This window comes from Bradyrhizobium aeschynomenes, from assembly GCF_013178945.1.
GTDB lineage: Bacteria > Pseudomonadota > Alphaproteobacteria > Rhizobiales > Xanthobacteraceae > Bradyrhizobium > Bradyrhizobium aeschynomenes.
In genome coordinates, this window is record NZ_JABFDM010000020.1 from 43,364 (window position 1) to 65,127 (window position 21,764).

18 protein-coding genes, 3 tRNA genes and 1 pseudogene are annotated in these 21,764 nt (G+C 64.7%); 7 read left to right on the forward strand and 15 right to left on the reverse strand.

Annotated elements, in window-relative coordinates:
- Nucleotides 1-5 precede the first annotated feature (5 nt).
- Genes HL666_RS32905 through HL666_RS32925 form a run of 5 tightly spaced genes read right to left on the reverse strand, consistent with a single transcriptional unit; the run spans nt 6 to nt 3,737 of the window.
- Entirely contained in the window at nt 6-965 is a 960-nt protein-coding gene (locus tag HL666_RS32905) for an FkbM family methyltransferase (RefSeq protein ID WP_172185682.1), read from the reverse strand.
- Nucleotides 965-2,161 (reverse strand): NADH-quinone oxidoreductase subunit D, encoded by a 1,197-nt coding sequence (locus HL666_RS32910; protein WP_172109604.1) that lies wholly within the window; start codon nt 2,159-2,161, stop codon nt 965-967. The genes HL666_RS32905 and HL666_RS32910 overlap by 1 nt, the downstream gene beginning before the upstream one ends.
- Nucleotides 2,162-2,175: 14 nt before the next feature.
- Nucleotides 2,176-2,781: an NADH-quinone oxidoreductase subunit C gene (locus tag HL666_RS32915; RefSeq protein WP_172109605.1), complete on the reverse strand. Its 606-nt coding sequence runs from the start codon at nt 2,779-2,781 to the stop codon at nt 2,176-2,178.
- Nucleotides 2,782-2,793: 12 nt separating this feature from the next.
- On the reverse strand, nt 2,794-3,375 hold the full coding sequence (locus tag HL666_RS32920) for a NuoB/complex I 20 kDa subunit family protein (protein ID WP_172132828.1): 582 nt from the start codon (nt 3,373-3,375) through the stop codon (nt 2,794-2,796).
- Nucleotides 3,372-3,737: an NADH-quinone oxidoreductase subunit A gene (locus HL666_RS32925; protein ID WP_008964559.1), complete on the reverse strand. Its 366-nt coding sequence runs from the start codon at nt 3,735-3,737 to the stop codon at nt 3,372-3,374. The genes HL666_RS32920 and HL666_RS32925 overlap by 4 nt, the downstream gene beginning before the upstream one ends.
- Before the next feature lie 626 nt (nt 3,738-4,363).
- Here HL666_RS32925 and HL666_RS32935 point away from each other — a divergent pair.
- A complete protein-coding gene (locus tag HL666_RS32935; protein WP_172109606.1) occupies nt 4,364-4,564 on the forward strand; it encodes a hypothetical protein in 201 nt (66 codons plus the stop codon).
- A gap of 210 nt (nt 4,565-4,774) precedes the next feature.
- Here the strand turns inward: HL666_RS32935 and HL666_RS32940 are convergent.
- Nucleotides 4,775-4,851, reverse strand: a tRNA-Asp gene (locus tag HL666_RS32940).
- Nucleotides 4,852-5,259: 408 nt separating this feature from the next.
- Between HL666_RS32940 and pepT the strand changes: the two genes are divergently transcribed.
- Nucleotides 5,260-6,516, forward strand: a complete 1,257-nt coding sequence (gene pepT / locus HL666_RS32945; RefSeq protein WP_172109607.1) for a peptidase T — start codon at nt 5,260-5,262, stop codon at nt 6,514-6,516.
- A gap of 18 nt (nt 6,517-6,534) precedes the next feature.
- Here the strand turns inward: pepT and HL666_RS32950 are convergent, their stop codons facing one another.
- Nucleotides 6,535-7,392, reverse strand: coding sequence for a class I SAM-dependent methyltransferase (locus tag HL666_RS32950; RefSeq protein WP_172109833.1), 858 nt, complete (start codon nt 7,390-7,392; stop codon nt 6,535-6,537).
- A gap of 221 nt (nt 7,393-7,613) precedes the next feature.
- Between HL666_RS32950 and HL666_RS32955 the strand changes: the two genes are divergently transcribed.
- Nucleotides 7,614-8,441, forward strand: a complete 828-nt coding sequence (locus tag HL666_RS32955) for a metallophosphoesterase family protein (protein WP_172185684.1) — start codon at nt 7,614-7,616, stop codon at nt 8,439-8,441.
- Here HL666_RS32955 and HL666_RS32960 read toward each other — a convergent pair.
- Nucleotides 8,380-8,865 carry a Crp/Fnr family transcriptional regulator gene (locus tag HL666_RS32960; protein ID WP_172185685.1) on the reverse strand — a complete coding sequence of 162 codons (486 nt, stop codon included), beginning with the start codon at nt 8,863-8,865 and terminating at the stop codon, nt 8,380-8,382. The two genes, HL666_RS32955 and HL666_RS32960, sit on opposite strands and share 62 nt — an antisense overlap.
- Before the next feature lie 208 nt (nt 8,866-9,073).
- Here HL666_RS32960 and HL666_RS32965 point away from each other — a divergent pair, with 208 nt between their 5' ends.
- On the forward strand, nt 9,074-9,274 hold the full coding sequence (locus tag HL666_RS32965) for a hypothetical protein (protein WP_172109834.1): 201 nt from the start codon (nt 9,074-9,076) through the stop codon (nt 9,272-9,274).
- A gap of 42 nt (nt 9,275-9,316) precedes the next feature.
- Here HL666_RS32965 and HL666_RS32970 read toward each other — a convergent pair.
- From HL666_RS32970 to HL666_RS32995, 6 genes are all read right to left on the reverse strand, one after another.
- Nucleotides 9,317-9,393, reverse strand: a tRNA-Val gene (locus HL666_RS32970).
- Between the two features lie 163 nt (nt 9,394-9,556).
- Nucleotides 9,557-11,980 (reverse strand): endopeptidase La, encoded by a 2,424-nt coding sequence (gene lon / locus HL666_RS32975; RefSeq protein ID WP_172109610.1) that lies wholly within the window; start codon nt 11,978-11,980, stop codon nt 9,557-9,559.
- Nucleotides 11,981-12,308: 328 nt separating this feature from the next.
- The gene (gene clpX, locus HL666_RS32980; RefSeq protein WP_172109611.1) at nt 12,309-13,583 is read right to left on the reverse strand and encodes an ATP-dependent Clp protease ATP-binding subunit ClpX; all 1,275 of its coding nucleotides are present in this window, start codon (nt 13,581-13,583) and stop codon (nt 12,309-12,311) included.
- Nucleotides 13,584-14,027: 444 nt separating this feature from the next.
- The gene (locus tag HL666_RS32985) at nt 14,028-14,660 is read right to left on the reverse strand and encodes an ATP-dependent Clp protease proteolytic subunit (protein ID WP_172109612.1); all 633 of its coding nucleotides are present in this window, start codon (nt 14,658-14,660) and stop codon (nt 14,028-14,030) included.
- A gap of 298 nt (nt 14,661-14,958) precedes the next feature.
- A complete protein-coding gene (gene tig, locus HL666_RS32990; protein WP_172109613.1) occupies nt 14,959-16,317 on the reverse strand; it encodes a trigger factor in 1,359 nt (452 codons plus the stop codon).
- A gap of 172 nt (nt 16,318-16,489) precedes the next feature.
- Nucleotides 16,490-16,574, reverse strand: a tRNA-Leu gene (locus HL666_RS32995).
- A gap of 173 nt (nt 16,575-16,747) precedes the next feature.
- On the opposite strand from HL666_RS32995, the gene HL666_RS33000 reads away from it, so the two are divergent.
- Both HL666_RS33000 and HL666_RS33005 read left to right on the forward strand, forming a co-directional pair.
- Nucleotides 16,748-18,058: a multicopper oxidase domain-containing protein gene (locus tag HL666_RS33000; RefSeq protein WP_172185686.1), complete on the forward strand. Its 1,311-nt coding sequence runs from the start codon at nt 16,748-16,750 to the stop codon at nt 18,056-18,058.
- 24 nt (nt 18,059-18,082) lie between these two features.
- Entirely contained in the window at nt 18,083-19,165 is a 1,083-nt protein-coding gene (locus HL666_RS33005) for an enolase C-terminal domain-like protein (protein ID WP_172185687.1), read from the forward strand.
- Between the two features lie 178 nt (nt 19,166-19,343).
- Here HL666_RS33005 and HL666_RS33010 read toward each other — a convergent pair whose 3' ends face one another.
- A complete protein-coding gene (locus tag HL666_RS33010; RefSeq protein WP_172185688.1) occupies nt 19,344-20,843 on the reverse strand; it encodes an NAD(P)H-hydrate dehydratase in 1,500 nt (499 codons plus the stop codon).
- Nucleotides 20,844-21,359: 516 nt separating this feature from the next.
- On the opposite strand from HL666_RS33010, the pseudogene HL666_RS33015 reads away from it, so the two are divergent.
- Nucleotides 21,360-21,751, forward strand: a pseudogene (locus HL666_RS33015) (P-II family nitrogen regulator).
- Nucleotides 21,752-21,764 lie beyond the last annotated feature (13 nt).

The following is a 21,764-nucleotide window of genomic DNA, read 5'->3' on the forward strand; positions in this document are numbered from 1 at the left end:
GTCTTTCATTGCATGCGGCGCGCGGCACTTGCATTGAGCGCTGCGACGCGATTCTGCCAGAAGGCACTTGCAGTTCCGAACACGTTATAGCCGACGTGCGCGGACACCTTGATGCGGTCGAGGATCGACAGCTCGGTCACGGTCTCGAAACGGCCGCTCGCGGGGTCGTAGACCATCAGCTGCATCGGCGTCTGGTCGAGGATGTAGCGCGAGACCGTATGATTCCGGTCCTGCCCGTGCTCCTCACACAGGATCATGCTGTCGGTCGCGAGCAGCCGCGCCCCACCCTTGATCGCCTCGATCTCGACGCCCTCGACGTCGAGCTTGATCAGGTACTTGCCTGACGCCGCGACCTTGCCGTCGTCGATGAGGTCGTCGAGCGCCATCACCGGCACCCGCTCGCCCCCGGCACTGTCGCCGGCGATGCTGAAGGCCTCGTGCTTGGTGCCCGTCAGGTGAGCGACGCCCCGGCGTTCGCCGATCGCGCACTTTATGACCTCGAAGCGGCCGCCATTGATCTTCGAATTGTTGGCGAGCTTGGCGAAGTTCGCCGACGACGGCTCGATCGCGATCGCCTTGTGCGACCCGTAGGGCGCGCTCGACACCAGCACCGACCAGTAGCCGTAATTGGCGCCGCCATCGATGAAAGTATAGTCGACATCGACCGTACCGAGGAACAGCAGCTCGAGCTCGTCCTCATAGTGATAGGCGCGGTTGAGCAGCTTGCTCCAATAGCCGTCGCCATAGGGAAACTCGAACACCGCATCCGGGTTGAGCCTCACCGCGATGTCGCGCTCGGGCAGCGCGAGGCGCAGCAGGTTGGCGCAGCGGTTGTAGCCGCGATGCGAGAAGTGCGAGGAGATCTTCGAGCCGGTGGACAGCGCCAATGCAGCCGTGCGCTCCCAGAGGTTCGCTCCTTCGAGCGCTCCGGAAGCACGATCGAACTGGATCGGCGCATGGCCCATCAGCGATCCACCTCTCCGAACACGATGTCGAGCGAGCCGAGGATGGCCGAGACGTCGGCCAGCAGATGGCCGCGGCACAGGAAGTCCATCGCCTGCAGATGGGCGAAGCCCGGCGCGCGGATCTTGCACTTGTAGGGCTTATTGGTGCCGTCGGAGACCAGATAGACGCCGAACTCGCCTTTCGGCGCCTCGACGGCCGCGTAGATCTCGCCGGGCGGAACGTGAAAGCCCTCGGTGTAGAGTTTGAAGTGATGAATCAGCGCTTCCATCGAGCGCTTCATCTCGCCACGACGCGGCGGCGAGATCTTGTTGTCGGTAATCAGCACCGGCCCCTGCCCGTCAGGCGCGCGCAGCTTCTGAATGCACTGCTTCATGATGCGCACGGACTGGCGCATCTCTTCCATACGGATCAGATAGCGGTCGTAGCAGTCGCCGTTCTTGCCGATCGGAATATCGAACTCCATCTCGGCGTAGACGTCGTAGGGCTGCGACTTGCGCAGATCCCAGGCCGCGCCGGAGCCGCGCACCATGACGCCGGAGAAACCCCACTCCCAGGCCTGCTTCAGGGTGACGACGCCGATGTCGACGTTGCGCTGCTTGAAGATACGGTTGCCGGTGAGCAGCTGGTCGAGATCGTCGACCACCTTCAGGAACGGATCGCAGAAGGCGTCGATGTCGTCGATCAGCTTCGTCGGCAGGTCCTGGTGAACGCCGCCGATGCGGAAGTAGTTGGCGTGCATGCGCGAGCCGGAGGCGCGCTCATAGAACACCATCAGCTTCTCGCGCTCCTCGAAGCCCCACAGCGGCGGGGTCAGCGCGCCGACATCCATCGCCTGCGTGGTGACGTTGAGCAGATGCGACAGCAGGCGACCGATCTCGGAATACAGCACGCGGATCAGTTGGCCACGGCGCGGCACCTCGATCCCGAGCAGGCGCTCGGCTGCGAGGCAGAACGCATGCTCCTGGTTCATCGGCGCGACGTAGTCGAGTCGATCGAAGTAAGGCATCGCCTGCAGATAGGTCTTGGTCTCGATCAGCTTCTCGGTGCCGCGATGCAGCAGGCCGATATGCGGATCGACGCGCTCGACGACCTCGCCGTCCAACTCCAAGACCAGACGCAACACACCGTGCGCCGCCGGATGCTGCGGCCCGAAGTTGATCGTGAAGTTGCGGAGTGCCGGGCTCTGCTCGTTCATGCTCGCGCTCCCACTCACTTCGTCGCTTTCTCATCGCCCGGCAGCGGATAGTCCGCGCCTTCCCAGGGCGAGAGAAAATCGAACTTGCGGAATTCCTGGTTGAGCCGGACGGGCTCGTAGATCACCCGCTTCTCCTGGTCGTCGTAGCGCACCTCGACGAAGCCCGTGGTCGGGAAGTCCTTGCGCAACGGATGGCCGTCGAAGCCGTAGTCGGTGAGGATCCGGCGCATATCGGGATGACCGACGAAGATCACGCCGTAGAGATCGTAGGCCTCGCGCTCGAACCAATCGGCGCCGGGGAACACGTCGATGATCGACGGCACCTGCGTGGTCTCGTCGGCCTCGGCCTTGAGCCGGATGCGCGTGTTCAGCGTCGGCGACAGGAAGTGATAGACCACCTCGAACCGCTTCGCGCGCTCCGGGTAGTCGACTGCGGTAATGTCCGTGAAGTTGATGAACCGGCAGCCGGGGTCATCGCGTAGATACTTCACGATCTCGACGATCCGGGCGGGCTCCACGGTCACCGTGAGCTGGTTGAAAGCGACCGAATGGCCGATCGCCGCGCCCGGGAGCGCACTCACGATCGTCTGCCCAAGGGCCTCGAGCCTGCCGTCGTCCATAACGAAAAACCTTCAGCGTTCGATGGTGCCGGTGCGCCGGATCTTCTTCTGCAAGAGCAGAACACCGTACAGCAGCGCTTCCGCGGTCGGCGGACAGCCGGGCACATAGATGTCAATGGGAACGATACGGTCGCAGCCGCGGACCACAGAATAGGAATAGTGGTAGTAGCCTCCGCCATTGGCGCAGGACCCCATCGAGATGACGTAGCGCGGTTCCGGCATCTGGTCGTAGACCTTGCGCAGCGCCGGGGCCATCTTGTTGGTCAGGGTGCCCGCGACGATCATCACGTCCGACTGGCGCGGCGAAGCGCGCGGCGCGAAGCCGAAGCGCTCGACGTCGTAGCGCGGCATCGAGACCTGCATCATCTCGACGGCGCAGCAGGCCAGGCCGAACGTCATCCACATCAGCGAGCCGGTGCGGGCCCAGGTGATGAGATCGTCAGCGGTGGCGACGAAGAATCCCTTGTCCGACAGCTCGTGCCTGACCTCGAGGAAATACGGGTCGTTGGCACCGATCGGCCTGCCGGTCGCGGGATCGAGAATGCCCTTGGGGGCCGGTGCGATCACCGGACCGGAGGACGGGGTCGGGCTCAATCCCATTCAAGCGCGCCTTTCTTCCATTCGTAGGCAAACCCGACCGTCAGCACGGCCAGGAACACCAGCATCGACCAGAAGCCGGCCGCGCCGAGCTTGCCGAATGCGACTGCCCAGGGGAACAGGAAGGCGACTTCGAGGTCGAAGATGATGAAAAGGATGGCAACCAGGTAGAAGCGGACGTCGAACTTCATGCGGGCGTCGTCGAACGCGTTGAAGCCGCATTCGTACGCGGAGAGCTTCTCGGGATCGGGCTGCTGATAGGCGACCAGGAACGGCGCGATCAGCAGCACCACCCCGATGATGGCCGCGACACCTATGAAGACGACGAGGGGGAGATAGTTCTGAAGGATGCCGGTCATCGGCGCCACTTTCCTCTGCGGTTTCGGTGCAAACCGCAGACTCGCTGCATTGGAATTGGTCGAAGCCTTAGCGCAGCGCACCAAGCCGCGCAAGACGAGCCGTCTCGCCACCGTCATCCCTCCCCACATTGCGGAGTGCCGGACACACAGCAGCCCGTGGCAAGGCCAGGACGCGCGCGCGGCCGGCATCGCAGACCCGCAGCAATACGGTGTCGCATGTCACGTCGACCAACGCTGAAGGGCAGCGGTCGCAAGCACGCACGGCGTTGTGCGCAGGCCAGAGCTGGGCGGAAACGGGCTGCGGTGCGGCGATCGAGCGGGAGCGACTGATCGCGATTGGGGCTATCGTCCGATACGCAACCGCTATCGGCCAGATGGTCGCCGTCGGCCGCCGAATCAAGGTCATCGACAACACGGAGCCGTGACAGCTATGGCCCGGCTCGACCGTGGCCGAGGCCAGACCGAACGCCCGTCGTTCCGCCCCACCGCGCCGCTTACTCCCGATTGCCGCACGGAGCGCTGCAACCGATGAAACCATTTTGAGGAAACCAAGAAACCGGATCGAAACAAAGCGAAGGTACACATCCCGGCAACAAAGTGGCGCTCTGAGACGCCGGGAGGCTGACATGAACCACTCGATCCATTCCGCAGACCGCTCGACCCATCTGAAGATCGTGGTCGTGGCCCTCATCGCCGGCATCGCCGTGACCGCGTTCGGGATCGCGGCCCGGACCAATGCCGACTACAGCCAGACGGCCTCGCATGCGCCGGTCAAGGCCGGCAAGCCGGTCGTCGTGACCAGTTCCAACGGCTCTATGGTGCGTTGAGCGTCGAGGGCGCCGCGCCGATCAGCTTCGGATGCCCATCGGGCCGCCCTCGTGGCGGCCTTTTTCGTGGGCGCCGCCCGCCCGAGGTCGCATCGCACGCGCCGCACCCGCCGCGCAGTGGCAGCCTTGTCGAGGACCAGACGGACGCGGATGCGCAAGACGTTGCGCACTGGAAACAAGATCGGGCTGAGGGAGATGAGCCATCTGAAATGGCGCGAGAGACGGGGCTCGAACCCGCGACCTCCGGCGTGACAGGCCGGCGCTCTAACCAACTGAGCTACTCCCGCGTGATCGCGAAATCCGCGGAGGAGTGCGACTTAAAGGGGCGATGTTTCGAAGTCAAGGACAATGAAACCGATTTGTGAGAAGTCGTTGATGAGCCCCCAACAGACCCAACCAGTCACGCCAGCCGAGGCATGTGTCGGCAGGCATTGGAGGGACAGAGAGACAGGTGAAAGCCTCTCCGAATCGGACCATGTTCGACAAGGCGCTCGCTTCCGCTCCGGAGCGCGAGGAAGCTCGCCAAGTCTCGTCCCGTTCTGAACCCAAGATCGCCATTGGTGCGCCGGGACTTTCTACCCGCGGTGTGACACATTAACGGCTGCTGCGCAGATCTGGTATGTGGTATACGCAAGTTGATATATTAGTATGTTTGCTATGACGGTAACATAATCCTTCCGACTTTCGTGGTGCTCATGTCCGACACGCCGCTCTGCTTCACCCACTCCGTCCTCGACCGGTTCCTCCGCTATGTCGTGATCGACACCCAGTCCGATCCGACTTCGCCGACATGCCCTTCCACCATCAAGCAGAAGAATCTCGGTCGGCTGCTCGCGGCCGAGCTGCAGGCGATGGGGCTGTCCGATGCTCATCTCGACGAGCACGGCTACGTCTATGCGACGATCCCGGCGACGACGGACAAGCGGGTGCCCGTGATCTGCTTCTGCTCGCACATGGACACCTCGCCCGACTGCTCGGGCGCCGACGTGAAGCCGCAGATCGTCCGCAACTATCAGGGCGGCGACATCGTCCTGCCGGGCGACTCCAGCCAGGTGATCCGTCCGGGCGAGCACCCGGCGCTGAAGGACCAGATCGGCAACGATCTCGTCACCTCGGACGGCACGACCCTGCTCGGCGCCGACAACAAGGCCGGCATCGCCGAGATCATGGACGCGGCGCAATTCCTGCTGAGCAATCCCCAGATCAAGCACGGCACGATCAAGATCCTGTTCACGCCGGATGAGGAGATCGGGCGCGGCGTCGACCGGGTCGACCTGAAGAAGCTCGGTGCCGATTTCGGCTACACGATGGACGGCGAGACCGCGGGGAATATCGAGGACGAGACCTTCTCCGCCGACGGCGCGACCATCACCATCACCGGCGTCAGCGCCCATCCCGGCTTTGCCAAGGGCAAGATCGAGCACGCCATCAAGATTGCATCGGCCATCGTCGATCGCCTGCCGAAGGACACCTGCTCGCCGGAAACGACCGAGGGCAAGGAGGGCTTTCTGCATCCAGTCGGGATCTCCGGCACGCTGGAGCAGGCACGGCTCGATTTCATCGTGCGTGATTTCAGCGAACAGGGATTGCGGCAGAAGGAGGCGCTGCTGGAGGATGTCGTCAGGGACGTCATGACGAACTATCCGCATTCCAGCTACCGGATGGAGGTCCGGCAGCAATACCGCAACATGAAGGAGGTCATCGATCTACATCCCGAGATCGTGACCTATGCCGAGGACGCGATCCGGCGCGCCGGGCTGACACCGGTGCGCACCTCGATCCGTGGCGGCACCGACGGCTCGCGGCTGTCCTTCATGGGGCTGCCCTGCCCCAACATCTTCGCGGGCGAGCACGCCTTCCACTCGCGGCAGGAGTGGGTCAGCGTCCGCGACATGGAGAAGGCAGTGCAGACCATCGTCCATCTGGCAATGATCTGGGAGGAGCGCTCCTGAGGACAGCCCGGTACGGCCTCAGGCGCGCGCCGTCACCAGCCAGATCGAGCCCGGCAGCGTGACGCTGCCGCCATCCTGATGCTGCGCGAGCAGTTCGCTCACCGAGAGCCGCGCTGCCTCGCGCGTCTCCGCCGGATGCCCCTCCAGCGCGCGGCTGGCGGGGCCGATCTCGAACGCCGATTGCACGGCGGCGTCCAGCCCCTGCCCGCGCGCGATGTCGAGCGACAGCGCGTGGGCCTGCAGCGCGATGTCGGTAAAGCCGGCTTCGCCGAGGATCCGTGTCACCCGAGCCTCGGATGCGAACGCGAACGGGCCGGGATCCTCCGGCGCCATCTCCGGCAGCTTCGGGACATGGCGATACACTGCCTGCAGCGGCGCGATCATCCAGGGATTGGCCTTCGGCTCGCGCCAGCAGGCGAACACGATGCGGCCGCCCGGCTTCAGCGCCCGGCGCATATGGGCGAAAGACGCCGCGGGATCGGCGAAGAACATCACACCGAAGCGCGACACCAGCAGGTCGAAGCTCGCAGCCGGGAACGGATGCACGGTGGCGTCGGCCAGCACGAATTCGGTGGCAAGCCCGGCCGGCGCCACCGCGCGCGCCCGCTCCAGCATCGGCGCGGAGATGTCGACCCCGAGCACATGTCCGCCCGGGTTCACCTGCCGGGCGAGCGCGATCGAAAGACCACCGCAGCCGCAGCCGATGTCGAGGATGCGATCACCCGGCTTTGCGGCAATGCGCTCGATCAGGATCTGCGACACCGGTGCGAGCAGGATGTCCTGCGCCTCCTGACGATCCGACCAGCGCTGGCCACCGGGCCCGTTCCAATAGGCGATCTGGTCGGCGTTGCGGTCGTCTCCTGAAGGCAATTGCATGATGCGCCTTGTCTGGTTGAGGTCATCGTGAGAGCTGGCATCGCGCATGCGCGGGTCTTGCCTGTCAAGGCACGAGCGCGCGATGTCGCGCCAACATCATACCACCGGCGTCGACAGACCAGGAGACGCCCTGGTCCTGCTGGCGTCCACGGCATCGAGATGCAATAGCGGGGGCAGAATATGGTCCCGCTCTTGCTTCGATGCCGGGCGTCAGGAGCCTCATGCGCTGTCTCATCGTTGCCGATCTTCACTACGCGTTGCCGCAGTTCGACTGGCTGGTCGCGGCAGCCGAGCATTTCGACCTGGTCGTGTTCGCGGGCGATGCGCTCGACCTCGCCTCGATCGTCGACATCCGCGCGCAGATCGTCGTCGTGAAGAAGTATCTCGGGCTGCTCGCCGCCAGGACGCGCGTGATGATCTGCTCCGGCAATCACGACCTGGAGGAGCGCAGCGCGGAAGGCGAGAAGATCGCGGCCTGGATCAGCACCGTCCGCGCACTCGGCATCGCCTCCGATGGCGACGATCTCCTGGTCGACGACATCATGTTCTCGGTCTGCCCCTGGTGGGACGGCCCGCGCGTGAAGGCCGCGATCGCGCGCCAGCTCGAAGCCGCCGCCGCACGCAGGCCCGATCGCTGGATCTGGGTGCATCACGCGCCGCCCGCCAACTCACCGGTCAGCTGGGGCGGCAAGCGCTTCTTCGGCGACACCGAGCTCGAAGGCTTCATCGCACGGCATCGGCCGGCCATGGTGATCTCCGGCCACGTCCATCAGTCGCCCTTCATCAAGGACGGCTCGTGGTTCGACCGCTTAGGGGAGACCTGGGTGTTCAACACCGGACGGCAGCCCGGACGGCCGCCGACCTACATGGTGCTCGACACCGACGAGCAGCGCGCCTTCTGGCTGGCGGCGGGGCAAGCCGAATGGATCGACCTCGCCGCGCCCCTGCAGCGCCCGGCGCAGCCGGTGACGTCAGCGCCGGACTGGCTCAGAGCCGTGGATCGGATTCCAGATCCGTTCCTGGCGCGACCTGCTGCGGCGGCAGGTTGATCATGCTCTGCAGAACGTCGCCGACCATCGCGAGATGCGTGCCGTGGCCGGCATATTGCCGCTTGAGGTCGGCGAGATAGGTGTTGGCGACATTGAGACGCTGCGCCAGCATGCGGGCGATGGCGAGCGTCGCCTCGGGATTTTCGGTGAGGAAGCGCGGCGCATCCGGGATTTCGTAGATCCGGCACTCGGCCAGCGCCCGCACGGTCGCCGTGTGCGGCTGCTCCAGCAGCAGCGACATCTCGCCGAACAGCGCGCCCGGCTCGGAGACGACGGCCACCGTGGCGCCGGCCTTGATCACCTCCAGACGTCCTTCAAGCAGGATGTAGAGATGCCCGGTGCTGTGGCCCTCCTGGAGCAGGTCGGTGCCCGCGACAATGGCGCGCTCGTGTCCGCCGGTGCAGTGGCGCAGGAAGTCGGTCATCGGTTCGTCCGCAAAGTTTCACCACGCGAGGCTAACCGAACAACAGCCGGTCGCCACGCAAAATCATCCTGGTTCGCACCAGTTGCCGAAAAGGAATCTAAACCCTGTCTGACGCGGACATCGCCGCGCAGCTATGCCTCGCCAGGAGGCTGCGATATAGCTATGCCGCTACCTGAAATGGTTGTCTGGATAGTGGAATGGGGGTGTGATGCAACAATGGCTGATGGAGCTGATCGTCTCCTGGCTCCCCTTCATCATTCTGATCGGGGTTTGGTTCTGGCTCAGTCGCGCTGGCTCGCTGTCGAAGTTCGCTCGAATATACGAGCTGCAGCTCGATGAGACCAAGCGTACGAACGTGCTTCTGGAAAGGATTGCCATCAGCCTGGAGAAGCTGCGTTTGCCGCAATAGCAGCGAGACCATCTCCGAAATGAAGCTCAGGTGAAATACGCGTGGTAGGCGGTGAGAGATTCGAACTCCCGACCCTCTCGGTGTAAACGAGATGCTCTAACCAGCTGAGCTAACCGCCCGTCGCGCAGCGCTTCTTTACCCCCTGCCCGGCGCGCAATCAACGGCGGAACCGCACGGCGGGTCGGAAAGCCGCGCCGCGGCAACATGACGTTCGGAGCCATCGCAATCGCCGAAACGAAAACGGCGCCCGTTCGGGCGCCGTTTCCTTGGATGACTCAATCCTCAGTGGGCGGTCAGGCCACCGGCGGCTTCATCGCCGTCGCCCTTCACGGGCACCTTGGTGTCCTCTTCCCAGACGATCGGCACCGGCTTGCGGACCAGGGCCCGGGCGACGACGTCGTCGAGACGGGAGACCGGGATGATCTCCATGCCGCCCTTGATCGCATCGGAAATCTCCGTGAGATCCTTGGCGTTGTCCTCGGGGATCAGCACCGTCTTGATGCCGCCGCGGGATGCAGCCAGCAGCTTCTCCTTCAGACCGCCGATCGGCAGCACGCGGCCGCGCAGCGTGATCTCGCCGGTCATCGCGACGTCGTGACGGATCGGAATGCCTGTCATGACCGAGATGATTGCGGTTGCCATCGCAACACCCGCCGACGGTCCGTCCTTCGGGGTCGCCCCCTCCGGAACGTGGACGTGGATGTCGCGGCGGTCGAACATCGGCGGCTCGATGCCGTAGACGATCGCCCGCGAGCGGACGTAGGACGCCGCAGCAGAGATCGACTCCTTCATGACGTCGCGCAGATTGCCCGTCACGGTCATCTTGCCCTTGCCGGGCATCATGACGCCTTCAATGGTGAGCAGTTCACCGCCGACATCGGTCCATGCCAGACCCGTGACGATCCCGACCTGATCGTCGCTCTCGATCTCACCGAAGCGGTACTTCGGAACACCCAAGAATTCCTCGACGGTCTTCTCGGTGATCTTCACCGACTTCTTCTTGGACATCATGAGCTCCTTCACGGCCTTGCGGGCCAGTGTGGAAATCTCACGCTCCAGGTTACGCACGCCCGCCTCGCGGGTGTAGCGCCGAATCACGAGCAGCAAGGCGTCGTCGTCGATCGACCACTCCTTCGAGTCCAGGCCATGCTTTGAGATCGCGCTGGGGATCAGGTGCTTGCGGGCGATCTCGAGCTTTTCGGTCTCGGTGTAGCCCGCGATACGGATGATCTCCATGCGGTCCATCAGCGGCCCGGGAATATTCAGCGTATTCGCGGTCGTGATGAACATCACGTTGGACAGGTCGTAATCGACCTCCAGGTAGTGATCGTTGAACGTCGTGTTCTGCTCGGGGTCCAGGACCTCCAGCAGCGCCGACGACGGGTCACCCCGGAAGTCCGAGCCCATCTTGTCGATCTCGTCCAGCAGGAAGAGAGGATTCGAGGTCTTGGCCTTGCGCATCGACTGGATGATCTTGCCGGGCATCGAACCGATATAGGTCCGGCGATGACCGCGGATCTCCGCCTCGTCGCGCACGCCGCCCAGCGACACGCGAACGAACTCGCGGCCGGTGGCCTTCGCGATCGACTTGCCGAGCGAGGTCTTGCCGACGCCGGGAGGTCCGACCAGGCACAGAATCGGGCCGGTCAGCTTGTTGGCGCGGGACTGCACCGCCAGATACTCGACGATACGGTCCTTGACCTTCTCCAGCCCATAGTGATCCGCATCCAGAACCGCCTGCGCGGCCTCCAGATCCTTCTTCACCTTGGACTTCTTGTTCCACGGAATCGACAGCAGCCAATCCAGGTAGTTACGCACGACGGTCGCTTCCGCGGACATCGGCGACATCTGGCGCAGCTTCTTCAATTCGTGCTGGGCCTTCTCGCGTGCTTCCTTGGAGAGCTTGGTCTTGTTGATGCGCTCTTCCAGATCGGCGAGCTCGTCGCGGCCGTCCTCGTCACCCAGCTCCTTCTGAATGGCCTTCATCTGCTCATTCAGGTAGTACTCGCGCTGGGTCTTCTCCATTTGCCGTTTGACACGAGAACGAATCCGCTTCTCGACCTGCAGCACGGAGATCTCGCTCTCCATCAGGCCCAGCACCTTCTCCAGGCGCGTGGTGACGGACAGCGTCTCCAGGATGCCCTGGCGATCGGCGATCTTGACGGCGAGATGCGAAGCGACGGTGTCGGCCAGCTTGCCGAAATCGGTGATCGACTGAACGACGCCGACGACCTCAGCCGAGATCTTCTTGTTCAGCTTCACATAGCTCTCGAAGTCCGACACGACGGAGCGGCCCAGCGCTTCGGCTTCGACCGACTTGGCATCGGTATCCTCGAGCGCAACGGCGGTCGCTTCGTAGTAGTCGGCGCGATCGGTGTACTTCTCGACGCGCGCGCGCTCCAGGCCCTCGACCAGCACCTTCACGGTGCCGTCGGGCAGCTTCAGGAGTTGCAGCACGCTGGCGAGCGTCCCGGTCTCGTAGATCGCATCCGGAGCTGGATCATCGTCGGACGCGTTCTTCTGCGTCGCCAGCATCACCAGCGCGTCGTTCTTCATCACCTCTTCGAGGGCGCGGATGGACTTCTCGCGGCCGACGAACAGCGGAACGATGTTGTGCGGGAAGACGACGATGTCGCGGAGCGGCAGAACCGGATAGGCGTGGCTCTCGCCGTAAACGATGGTCGGCCGGGGTTTGGGGGTCGTCATGGCCTGTTCCTTCTGTTTAGCCCCCTTGCACGCAGTCCGCCATCGTGCGCAACCGCCACAAGGTGCGATCTGATCCGGACATCACTGACGCGTCGATATCGCCCGCTTGTTTCGGATCGTTTGTTGAGGCGAATCCCGGGATTGAGATTTGTATCGCCACGCGACATTAGGTGGCTATCGACCCGGGGGGTGTCAAGTATCGGTAAACACCCGCCAAAAATGGCTTTACGCGGCGGGATACTGAAACGCTGCGATGCCGCGGACGCGAGGTCCGCAGCGATCGCCAATCCAACAAATCGAGGTCTTCTGTCTATCGTACCAGCGCGCTTCACGCGCTGGCGCTGCTTTCCACCGCGCGATCGGAACGATCGGCGTAGATGTAGAGCGGACGGGCGGTGCCCTCGACCACCTCGCGCGAGATGACCACTTCCTCGACGCCTTCGAGACCCGGCAGGTCGAACATCGTCTCGAGCAGGATGCTCTCGAGGATCGACCGCAGGCCGCGCGCGCCGGTCTTGCGCTCGATGGCCTTGCGGGCCACTGCGCCCAGCGCCTCGTCGGCGAAGGTCAGCTCGATGTTCTCCATTTCGAACAGCCGCTGATACTGCTTCACCAGCGCGTTCTTCGGCTCGGTCAGGATCTTCTTCAGCGAGTTCTCGTCGAGGTCCTCGAGTGTCGCAACGACCGGCAGACGGCCGACGAACTCCGGGATCAGGCCGTACTTCAGCAGATCCTCGGGCTCGACGTGACGGAAGATCTCGCCGGTGCGGCGGTCTTCCGGCGCCAGAACCTGGGCGGCGAAGCCGATCGAGGTCGACCGGCCGCGCGCCGAGATGATCTTCTCGAGGCCGGAGAACGCACCACCGCAGATGAACAGGATGTTGGTGGTGTCGACCTGCAGGAACTCCTGCTGCGGATGCTTGCGGCCCCCCTGCGGCGGAACCGATGCAACCGTGCCTTCCATGATCTTGAGCAGCGCCTGCTGGACACCCTCGCCCGACACGTCGCGGGTGATCGAGGGATTGTCCGACTTGCGACTGATCTTGTCGATCTCGTCGATGTAGACAATGCCACGCTGCGCACGCTCGACATTGTAGTCGGCGGCCTGCAGCAGCTTCAGGATGATGTTCTCGACGTCCTCACCGACATAGCCGGCCTCGGTCAGGGTCGTCGCATCCGCCATCGTGAACGGCACGTCCAGGATGCGGGCGAGCGTCTGCGCGAGCAGCGTCTTGCCCGAACCGGTCGGACCGATCAGCAGGATGTTCGACTTCGCGAGCTCGACGTCGGAGTGCTTGGTCTGGTGGTTGAGCCGCTTGTAGTGGTTGTGCACGGCGACCGACAGCACCTTCTTGGCATGGTTCTGACCGATCACGTAATCGTCGAGAACCTTGCAGATCTCCTTTGGGGTCGGAATGCCGTCGCGCGACTTGACCAGCGAGGACTTGTTCTCCTCGCGGATGATGTCCATGCAGAGCTCGACGCACTCGTCGCAAATGAAGACGGTTGGACCTGCGATCAGTTTGCGGACTTCGTGCTGGCTCTTACCGCAGAACGAGCAATATAGCGTGTTCTTGGCATCGCCCTGGCCGACCTTACTCATTCCTGTCTCCGTCCGCGGTTCGCTCTTGTCCGCTCGTTCGCTCCGATCCGGCAAAGGCCGGTCCAGATTGGTGAAAGAGCAAATTTCGTACCAAAATTAAGACCTTGTTCTTCACCCGCCGTGCACCCACGGCCTACGCGAATCCCCCACGATCCATAACTGGACACTCTAGCCAATCATGCTGTCATCCGACTATCAAGAATTCGCTAATCGGAGGACAGACCCTAGACCGTGACATTACCGTGATTTTGGGGCTTGACACGGTAAGAACACGCGAAATCGGCTGAACGTTGCGGGTTTGCCACGCCTGTTTGCCGGTTGCACGGCAGGGTTGCGACCCTTTTGCGACCCTACCTCAGCACCTTTCCCGGCCGAAGCCGGCAAAGGAGCCGCCGTTGCATCCCGAAGGCCGTACATCGGGCCCCCGCCTCGCTCACCGTTGGCTCACTTGCCCATCGCCGCCGGATCTTCCGGCCGCTTGTCGAGCACCTTGTCGATCAGGCCGAACTCCTGGGCGGCTTCCGCCGTGAGGAATTTGTCGCGTTCCAGCGCATCCTCGATCGCCTTGTAGGGCTGGCCGGTGTGCTTGACGTAGATCTCGTTGAGCCGCTTCTTCAGGTTCAGGATCTCCTGGGCATGCAGCATGATGTCGGTCGCCTGGCCCTGGAAGCCGCCGGACGGCTGATGCACCATGATGCGCGAGTTCGGCAGCGAGAAGCGCATGTCCTTGTGACCGGCGCAAAGCAGCAGCGACCCCATCGAGGCCGCCTGGCCGGTGCACAGCGTCGACACGGCCGGACGGATGAACTGCATCGTGTCGTAGATCGCGAGGCCCGACGTCACCACGCCGCCCGGCGAGTTGATGTACATCGCGATCTCCTTCTTCGGGTTTTCGGCCTCGAGGAAGAGGAGCTGCGCGACGATCAACGTCGCCATGCCGTCCTCGACCGGACCGGTCACGAAGATGATGCGCTCCTTCAGGAGGCGCGAGAAGATGTCGTAGGCGCGCTCACCGCGGTTGGTCTGCTCGACCACCATGGGCACAAGGTTCATATAGGTTTCGACGGGATCGCGCATGAATCACCCAAGGGTTGGACCAGCAGTTGAAGACGACTGGCCGCCGCAGGTGAGGCTCGTTCAGCGAGCAGCGACGGACAGTGGCCCCGTGATGCAGAACTTCAAGACCGAGCCCACAGATATGGACCAATTTCCCGGTGACAAGACCGGATATCCTGGCCAACCGCAAGCGAGGTCGTTGTCCTGTTCAAGCTGATTCCCGCCGCGGCGGCCAGCGCCGGAACCAGGCTGACCGGCGCTTTCGCCGGTCAACCTTAATCATGCGCTGATGTCGCAAACCCGACCGACGGTGGCCTGATCAGGCCGCCTTGTCGCTGTCGTCGTCCTTGAACAGCTCGTCCTTGGAGACCTTCTTCTCGGTCACGTTGGCGAGTTCGAGGATGAAGTCGACGACCTTGTCCTCGTAGATCGGCGCGCGCAGCTGCGCGAGCGCCTGCGGGTTGCTGCGATAGAAGTCCCAGACCTCCTTCTCGCGGCCCGGCATCGAGCGCGCACGCTCGATCACGGCGCGGCTGACCTCGTCGTCGGTCACGGTGATCTTGTTCTTCTCGCCGATCTCCGACAGCACCAGGCCGAGGCGCACACGGCGGTCGGCGATGGTGCGGTACTCCTCCTTCGCCTTGTCCTCGGTGGTGTTCTCGTCCGCAAAGGTCTTGCCGCTGGAATCCATCTCGGCCTTGACCGAGTTCCACATCAAGTTGAACTCCTCCTCGATCAGCGACGGCGGCGCATCGAACTTGTGCGTCTCGTCGAGACGATCGAGCAGCGCGCGCTTCACGCGCTGACGGGTCGCCTGGTTGAACTCGCCGGCGAGACGATCGCGCATGAGCTGCTTCAGCTTGTCGAGCGATTCGAGCCCCAGCGTCTTGGCAAACTCGTCGTCGACGACCTTGTCCTCCGGCGCCTCGATGGCGGTGGCGGTGGTCTCGAACTCAGCGGCTTTGCCGGCCAGCTCGTTGTTCAGATAGTTGGTCGGGAACGAGACCTTCAGCGTGCGCGTCTCGCCTGCGCCGATGCCGATCAGCTGATCCTCGAAGCCGGGAATGAAGGTGTTCGAGCCGATCACGACGTCGATGCCCTCGCCCGTCCCACCGTCGAAGGCGACGCCGTCGATCGTGCCCTTGAAGTTGATCTTCACGCGGTCACCGCTCGCGGCCTTCGCGCCCTCGGCCTTCGCCGCGTAGCTACGGTTGGCGTCGGCCAGGCGCTTGATCGCCTCGTCGACGTCGGCATCGGTGATGTCGGCGACCGGCTTCTCGACCGAGAAGGTCTTGAAGTCGGCGAGGGCGATCGCCGGCACGACCTCGATCGCGACGGTGTAGGTCAGGTCGGTCTGGCCGGCGAGGATCTTCTCCACCTCGGCTTCCTCGGTCGGCATCGTCACCTTCGGCTCGGTGGCCAGGCGGAAGCCGCGCTCGGTGAAGATCTGCGTGTTGGTGTCGCGGATCGTCTGGTCGATGGTCTCGGCCATGACCGACTTGCCGTAGATCTTCTTCAGATGCGCGACCGGCACCTTGCCGGGCCGGAAGCCGTTGATGCGGACCTTGTCCTTCATGTCGACCAGCCGAGCATCCGCCTTGGCGTCGAGATCGGCCGCGGGAACGCTGATCTGGAACTCGTGCTTCAAGCCTTCCGACAAGGTTTCTGTGACCTGCATGGCGTCAATCTTCTTCCGCTTCGGCCCGGACCCTTGCGATCCGAACACACCTGATTCAATTGTGGACGACGCGCGGCAACGAGCCTTGCGCCGGTGGGATCGGTGCCCCCGCTCTCCTGTCGCAGGAGCACGGATGCGCCGTGAAACTTGGGGCAAACGCCGGAGAAGCGCTTGGTGCGGGCGGAGGGACTCGAACCCCCACAACTTTCGTCACTGGAACCTAAATCCAGCGCGTCTACCAGTTCCGCCACGCCCGCGTGAACTGCATCGATAGCCCGGCCGCGATGCCGCGGGCGGCGCGGCTTATACCACGCGCGAAACCGTCCGCAGCAAAAAAATGGGCCCAACAAGCACCCGCGGCCGGCCGATCGGCCAAGCTCGCGGCACACATAAGGGAAAACGACATGATCCGCATCCCCCTCAACGCACAATGTTTTGTCGCATGACGCAGCCCGTCGGAGCGGTCAGCCGCCGCGCCGTGCTCGGCGGCTTTGCCGCAGCCTGGGCGACCTCGTTCCCCCAGCTTGCGCCGGCTGCCGAACGGATGGCCGTTGCCTTGGAGGCGCGGGCCGAATCTCTGCCCTTGTTCCCCGGCCGGAGCCCCTCTCGGGTCTGGCAGCTTGCCGGAGGCGGGTCGGTGCTCCGGCTGGCGCGCGGGAGCGCGCTCGATCTCGCTTTCGCCAACGGGCTCTCGGTACCAGCGGCGCTGTCCGTCCGCGGCCTTGCAATGCCAACGCCGCTGCTGATGCAGCAGCCGGTCGGACCGGGCGGCCGCACCACGATCGTCGCCGCGAGCCCGCGCGCCGGGACCGGTCTCCTCGACCTGCGGCTGCTCGCCGATGCCGCCGCCGCGCCGAACCGACCGCTGCCTCTCATCGTTGACGAGGCCACAGCGGTAACCATTGACCGCGACGAGGTTTTCCTGGTCGAGGACTTCCGACTCAAGCCCGACGGCACAGCGATCGCACCGGGAACCGACCCGAAGGATTCCGAGCTGCTCTACACCGTCAACGGACGGCTCCAGCCGGAGATCGCGCTGCGCGCCCAGGCGCGGGTCAGGCTTCGGTTCATCAATGGCTGCCACCGCGCTGTGATCGCGATCAAAATCGCCGAGCTCGGGGACGTCAGGGTGATGGCCATCGACAGCCAGCCGGCCGAGCCGTTCCTCGCTCGCAACGGCGCCGTGGTGCTGCCGCCCGGGGGCCGCACCGACGTCTTCATCGACATGCCCGCCGCCAAGGCGCCGCTGCAAGTACTGTTGCACGACGGCACCTCGGCGCGCCCGGTGGCGCGCCTGACGCTGGCGAACGAGCCGCCGCTGCGCGCTGCGCCCCTGCCCCTTCCGGCGCCCCTGCCCGCGAACGGCTTGCCCGACAAGCTCGACCTCCGCTCGGCCGTTCGCGCCGAGCTGGCGCTCGACGGACCTGACTGGCGCCCGCCGGCCCAGTTCAATGCCGGCAGCGCGCCCGCCTTCCGGGCCAAGCCCGGACGCGTCGTCGTGCTGGCACTGGCCAACAAGACCGCCGGGGCGACGGTGGTCCACCTGCATGGCCAGCCGTTCCGGCTGCTCGACCGGCTCGACGATGGCTGGAAGCCCTATTGGCTGGACACGCTCGCCGTGGAGGCCGGCCAGACCCAGCGCATTGCGTTCCTGGCCGAGCAATCCGGCCGTTCCCTGATCGAGAGCATGGCCACGAACTGGGCGGCGCCGCGGCTCGTCCGGTGGTATGAGATCGGTTGAGGAAACGAACCAGGGAGAACTCCCATGACCACCGCCGCCATCACCGGCGTCACCGCGCGCGCCGTCGTCACGCCGATGAAGCGACCGCTGCGCAACGCCTTCGGCATCATCGATGCCGGCCCGCTGGTGCTGATCGACGTCACGACCGATCAGGGGATTACCGGCCACTCCTACCTGTTCGCTTACACCAGGCTCGCCTTGAAGCCGCTGGTGCAACTGGTCGAGGAGATCGGCCGCGAGCTCACCGGCAAGGCGCTGGTGCCGTTCGAACTGATGAAGGCCATGGACGCCAAATTCCGCCTGCTCGGCTGGCAGGGGCTGGTCGGCATGGCCGTCTCCGGCCTCGACATGGCGTTCTGGGATGCGCTGGGTCAGATCGCCGGCAAGCCGGTCGTCGAGCTGCTCGGCGGCTCCGCACGCCCCATTCCCGCCTATGACAGCTACGGCGTGCTCGACGCCAAGGACGACGCGCGCACCTTGCGCAGCGCGTGCGACGAAAACGGCTTTCGCGCCATCAAGACCAAGGGCGGCCACGGCGACCTCGCCACCGACGAAGCGATGATCAAGGGGCTGCGCGCTCTGCTCGGGCCGGATATCGCGCTGATGCTCGACTTCAACCAGTCGCTCCATCCCGCTGAGGCCGCGCGCAGAATTACGCGCCTCGCCGATTACGATCTGACCTGGATCGAGGAGCCGGTGCCACAGGAGAATCTCTCCGGTCACGCCCAGGTGCGCGAGCGTTCGGAGATCCCGATCCAGGCCGGCGAGAACTGGTGGTTTCCGCGCGGCTTCGCCGAGGCGATCGCCGCCGGCGCCTCGGACTTCATCATGCCCGACCTGATGAAGGTCGGCGGCATCACCGGCTGGCTCAATGTCGCAGGCCAAGCCGATGCCGCCTCGATCCCGATGTCGAGCCACATTCTGCCCGAGGCGAGCGCCCATGTGCTGGCGGTGACGCCGACGGCGCACTTTCTGGAGGTGCTGGATTTCGCCGGCGCCATCCTTGCCGAGCCGCTGCAGGTGGTCGACGGCAAGGTGACGGCGAAGGGCCCGGGCCTCGGGCTCGCGTGGAACGAGAGCTCGGTAGCTAAGTATCAGGTGACGTAAGCCGTATCGGCGTCGGCGAGACGTGTCGACGCCACTGCAAACTCAGCTGTCATCGCCCGGCTTGACCGGGCGATCCAGGACGCCGCGGCGGTTGTGATCACACCGATCGGCCGCGGCGTACTGGATGCCCGCCTGCGCGGGCATGACAGCCGTCATTGGGGCAGCGGCTCGCCTCACATCAATACTCGACCCCGAACCGGTCATAGAGCCGCCGGAACACTGCCGGCAGCGTCTCCGTCAGGTCCTCCGCGATCAGCCCCGGCCCCGCTTCGCTGCCGGCCTCGCCATGCATCCACACGCCGATGCAGGCCGCCTCGAACGCCGGCACGCCCTGCGCCAGGAGACCCGCAATGATGCCGGCGAGCACGTCGCCGGCGCCGGCGGTGGCAAGCCAGGGCGGCGCATTGGCGGCGATGGCGGCGCGGCCGTCGGGCGCGGCGACCGTGGTGTCGGCGCCCTTCAGCAGCACCACGGCGCCGCAGCGGGCGGCCGCGGCGCGCACTCGCTCGAGCTTGGAGCGGCCGGGATTCTTGTTGCTGAGGTCCGAGAACAGCCGCGGGAATTCGCCCTCGTGCGGGGTCAGCACGATCTGCGCGTCCGCCATCATCCTGATCTGCTCGAACAGCCGCTCCGGCGCGTCGGCGAAGCTCGTCAGCGCATCCGCATCCAGCACCAGATGACGCTGCGCGGTGAGCCCGGTGAAAACGAGATCGCGCGTGCGCTCGCTGACGCCCGTCCCCGGACCGATGATGCAGGTGTTGTAGCGCTTGTCGCCGAGCAGCTCGCCAAACTCGATCGCGCTGTCGGCGGCGCGCACCATCACAGCCGTCAGCGCCGACGCATTGACGGCGAGCGCATCACGCGGCGAGGCCAAGGTCACGAGGCCGGCGCCGGCCCGCAACGCAGCCCGCGCAGCCATGCGCGAGGCGCCGGTGGCGGTGAGATCGCCGGACACCGCGAGCACATGACCCCGCGCGTATTTGTGGCCGTCGATAACAGGCACGGGAAAGCGGCTGCGCCACAGTTCCGGCTCGTTCTCGAACGCCTGCGGCTTGATTTCGTCGAGCACGTGCGGATCGATGCCGATATCGGCGAGCCGGACCCGGCCGCAATGCTGGCGTCCCGGCAGCAACAGATGCGCCGGCTTCTTGCGGAAGAAGGTCACGGCCTCGGTCGCCCTGACGGCGATGCCCATGACCGCGCCGGTCGTACCGTTGATGCCGCTCGGCAGATCGACCGCGAGCACCGGCGCGCCGTTGGCGTTGATCGCCGCGATGACGTCCTGCGGCTCGCCGCTGACGGGACGGCTGAGGCCGGCGCCGAACAGCGCATCGACGATCAACGCCGGCTTGCCGATCGCCTGCGGCGTGAACGGCAGCACCGGAAACTTCCAGCCCTTGGCCGCCGAGGCCGCATCGCCCTGCAGCGCGTCGCGCTCGCACATCAGAATGACCGAGACGTCGCGGCCCTGTGCGGCCAGCTCCGCCGCCGCCACGAAGCCGTCGCCGCCATTGTTGCCGGGCCCGCAAACGACCAGGATCGGCCCCTCCTCGACCAGATCCATGGCGGCCGCAGCGACAGCCTGGCCGGCGCTCAGCATCAACGAGAATCCGGGCGTGCCGGCCGCGATCGTCAGCCGGTCGGCACGCTCCATTTCGCTCGTGGTCAAGACTTCCATTGCTGCTCATGTCCCCCGCAGCGGTCTCATGCCCCGCTGCTCGATGGTCGCCACACGCGCCGTGCCCCGCGCGTCAGCCGAATCCTGTCACCTCCTATTGCCGCGCCCGCAGGCAAGTTCCAAGAGCGCTTCCATCCTCTCACACCGCTGATCTCGTGATCGGTCGCCGCCTTTTCCCTGGGCATTTCGGCAGGCCTGCCGACGCCGCTCCGACTTCTGCACAACTTATGACCTGTTTGCCTAATTCGCGAGCTTCGGTATTCTGGACACTCCCTGAGGGAATCGTCGGCTCAACGCCAAAGGCCCGGATATCTGTTCGATTCAGCCTCGTTAACGACTTGGCATAGACCCTGCTTTTGTGGAGCCACTTCGGCACGGGGCAAGACGGGCTGTCAATCACCGGGCCTCCGCCGGAGAATGTCGGGCCCGGTAACGAATGATCGAATGACCTGCGCATCGGCGCAGCCTGACGATGACCCAACTGTTTTTTATAGCGGAATGCCCGGGAGGCGCTCAGTGAAGAAGATCGAAGCCATCATCAAGCCGTTCAAGCTCGACGAGGTGAAGGAGGCGCTTCAGGAAGTGGGACTTCAGGGCATCACCGTGACCGAGGCGAAGGGCTTCGGCCGACAGAAGGGCCATGCCGAACTCTATCGCGGCGCCGAATACATCGTCGACTTCCTGCCCAAGGTGAAGATCGAGATCGTGATCGGCGACGACCTGGTCGAGCGTGCGATCGAGGCAATCCGCCGCGCGGCCCAGACCGGCCGCATCGGCGACGGCAAGATTNCGAGGCAATCCGCCGCGCGGCCCAGACCGGCCGCATCGGCGACGGCAAGATTTTCGTCTCCAACATCGAGGAAGCCATTCGCATCAGAACCGGTGAATCGGGGCTGGACGCGATCTAGCGCCAGACCCGAG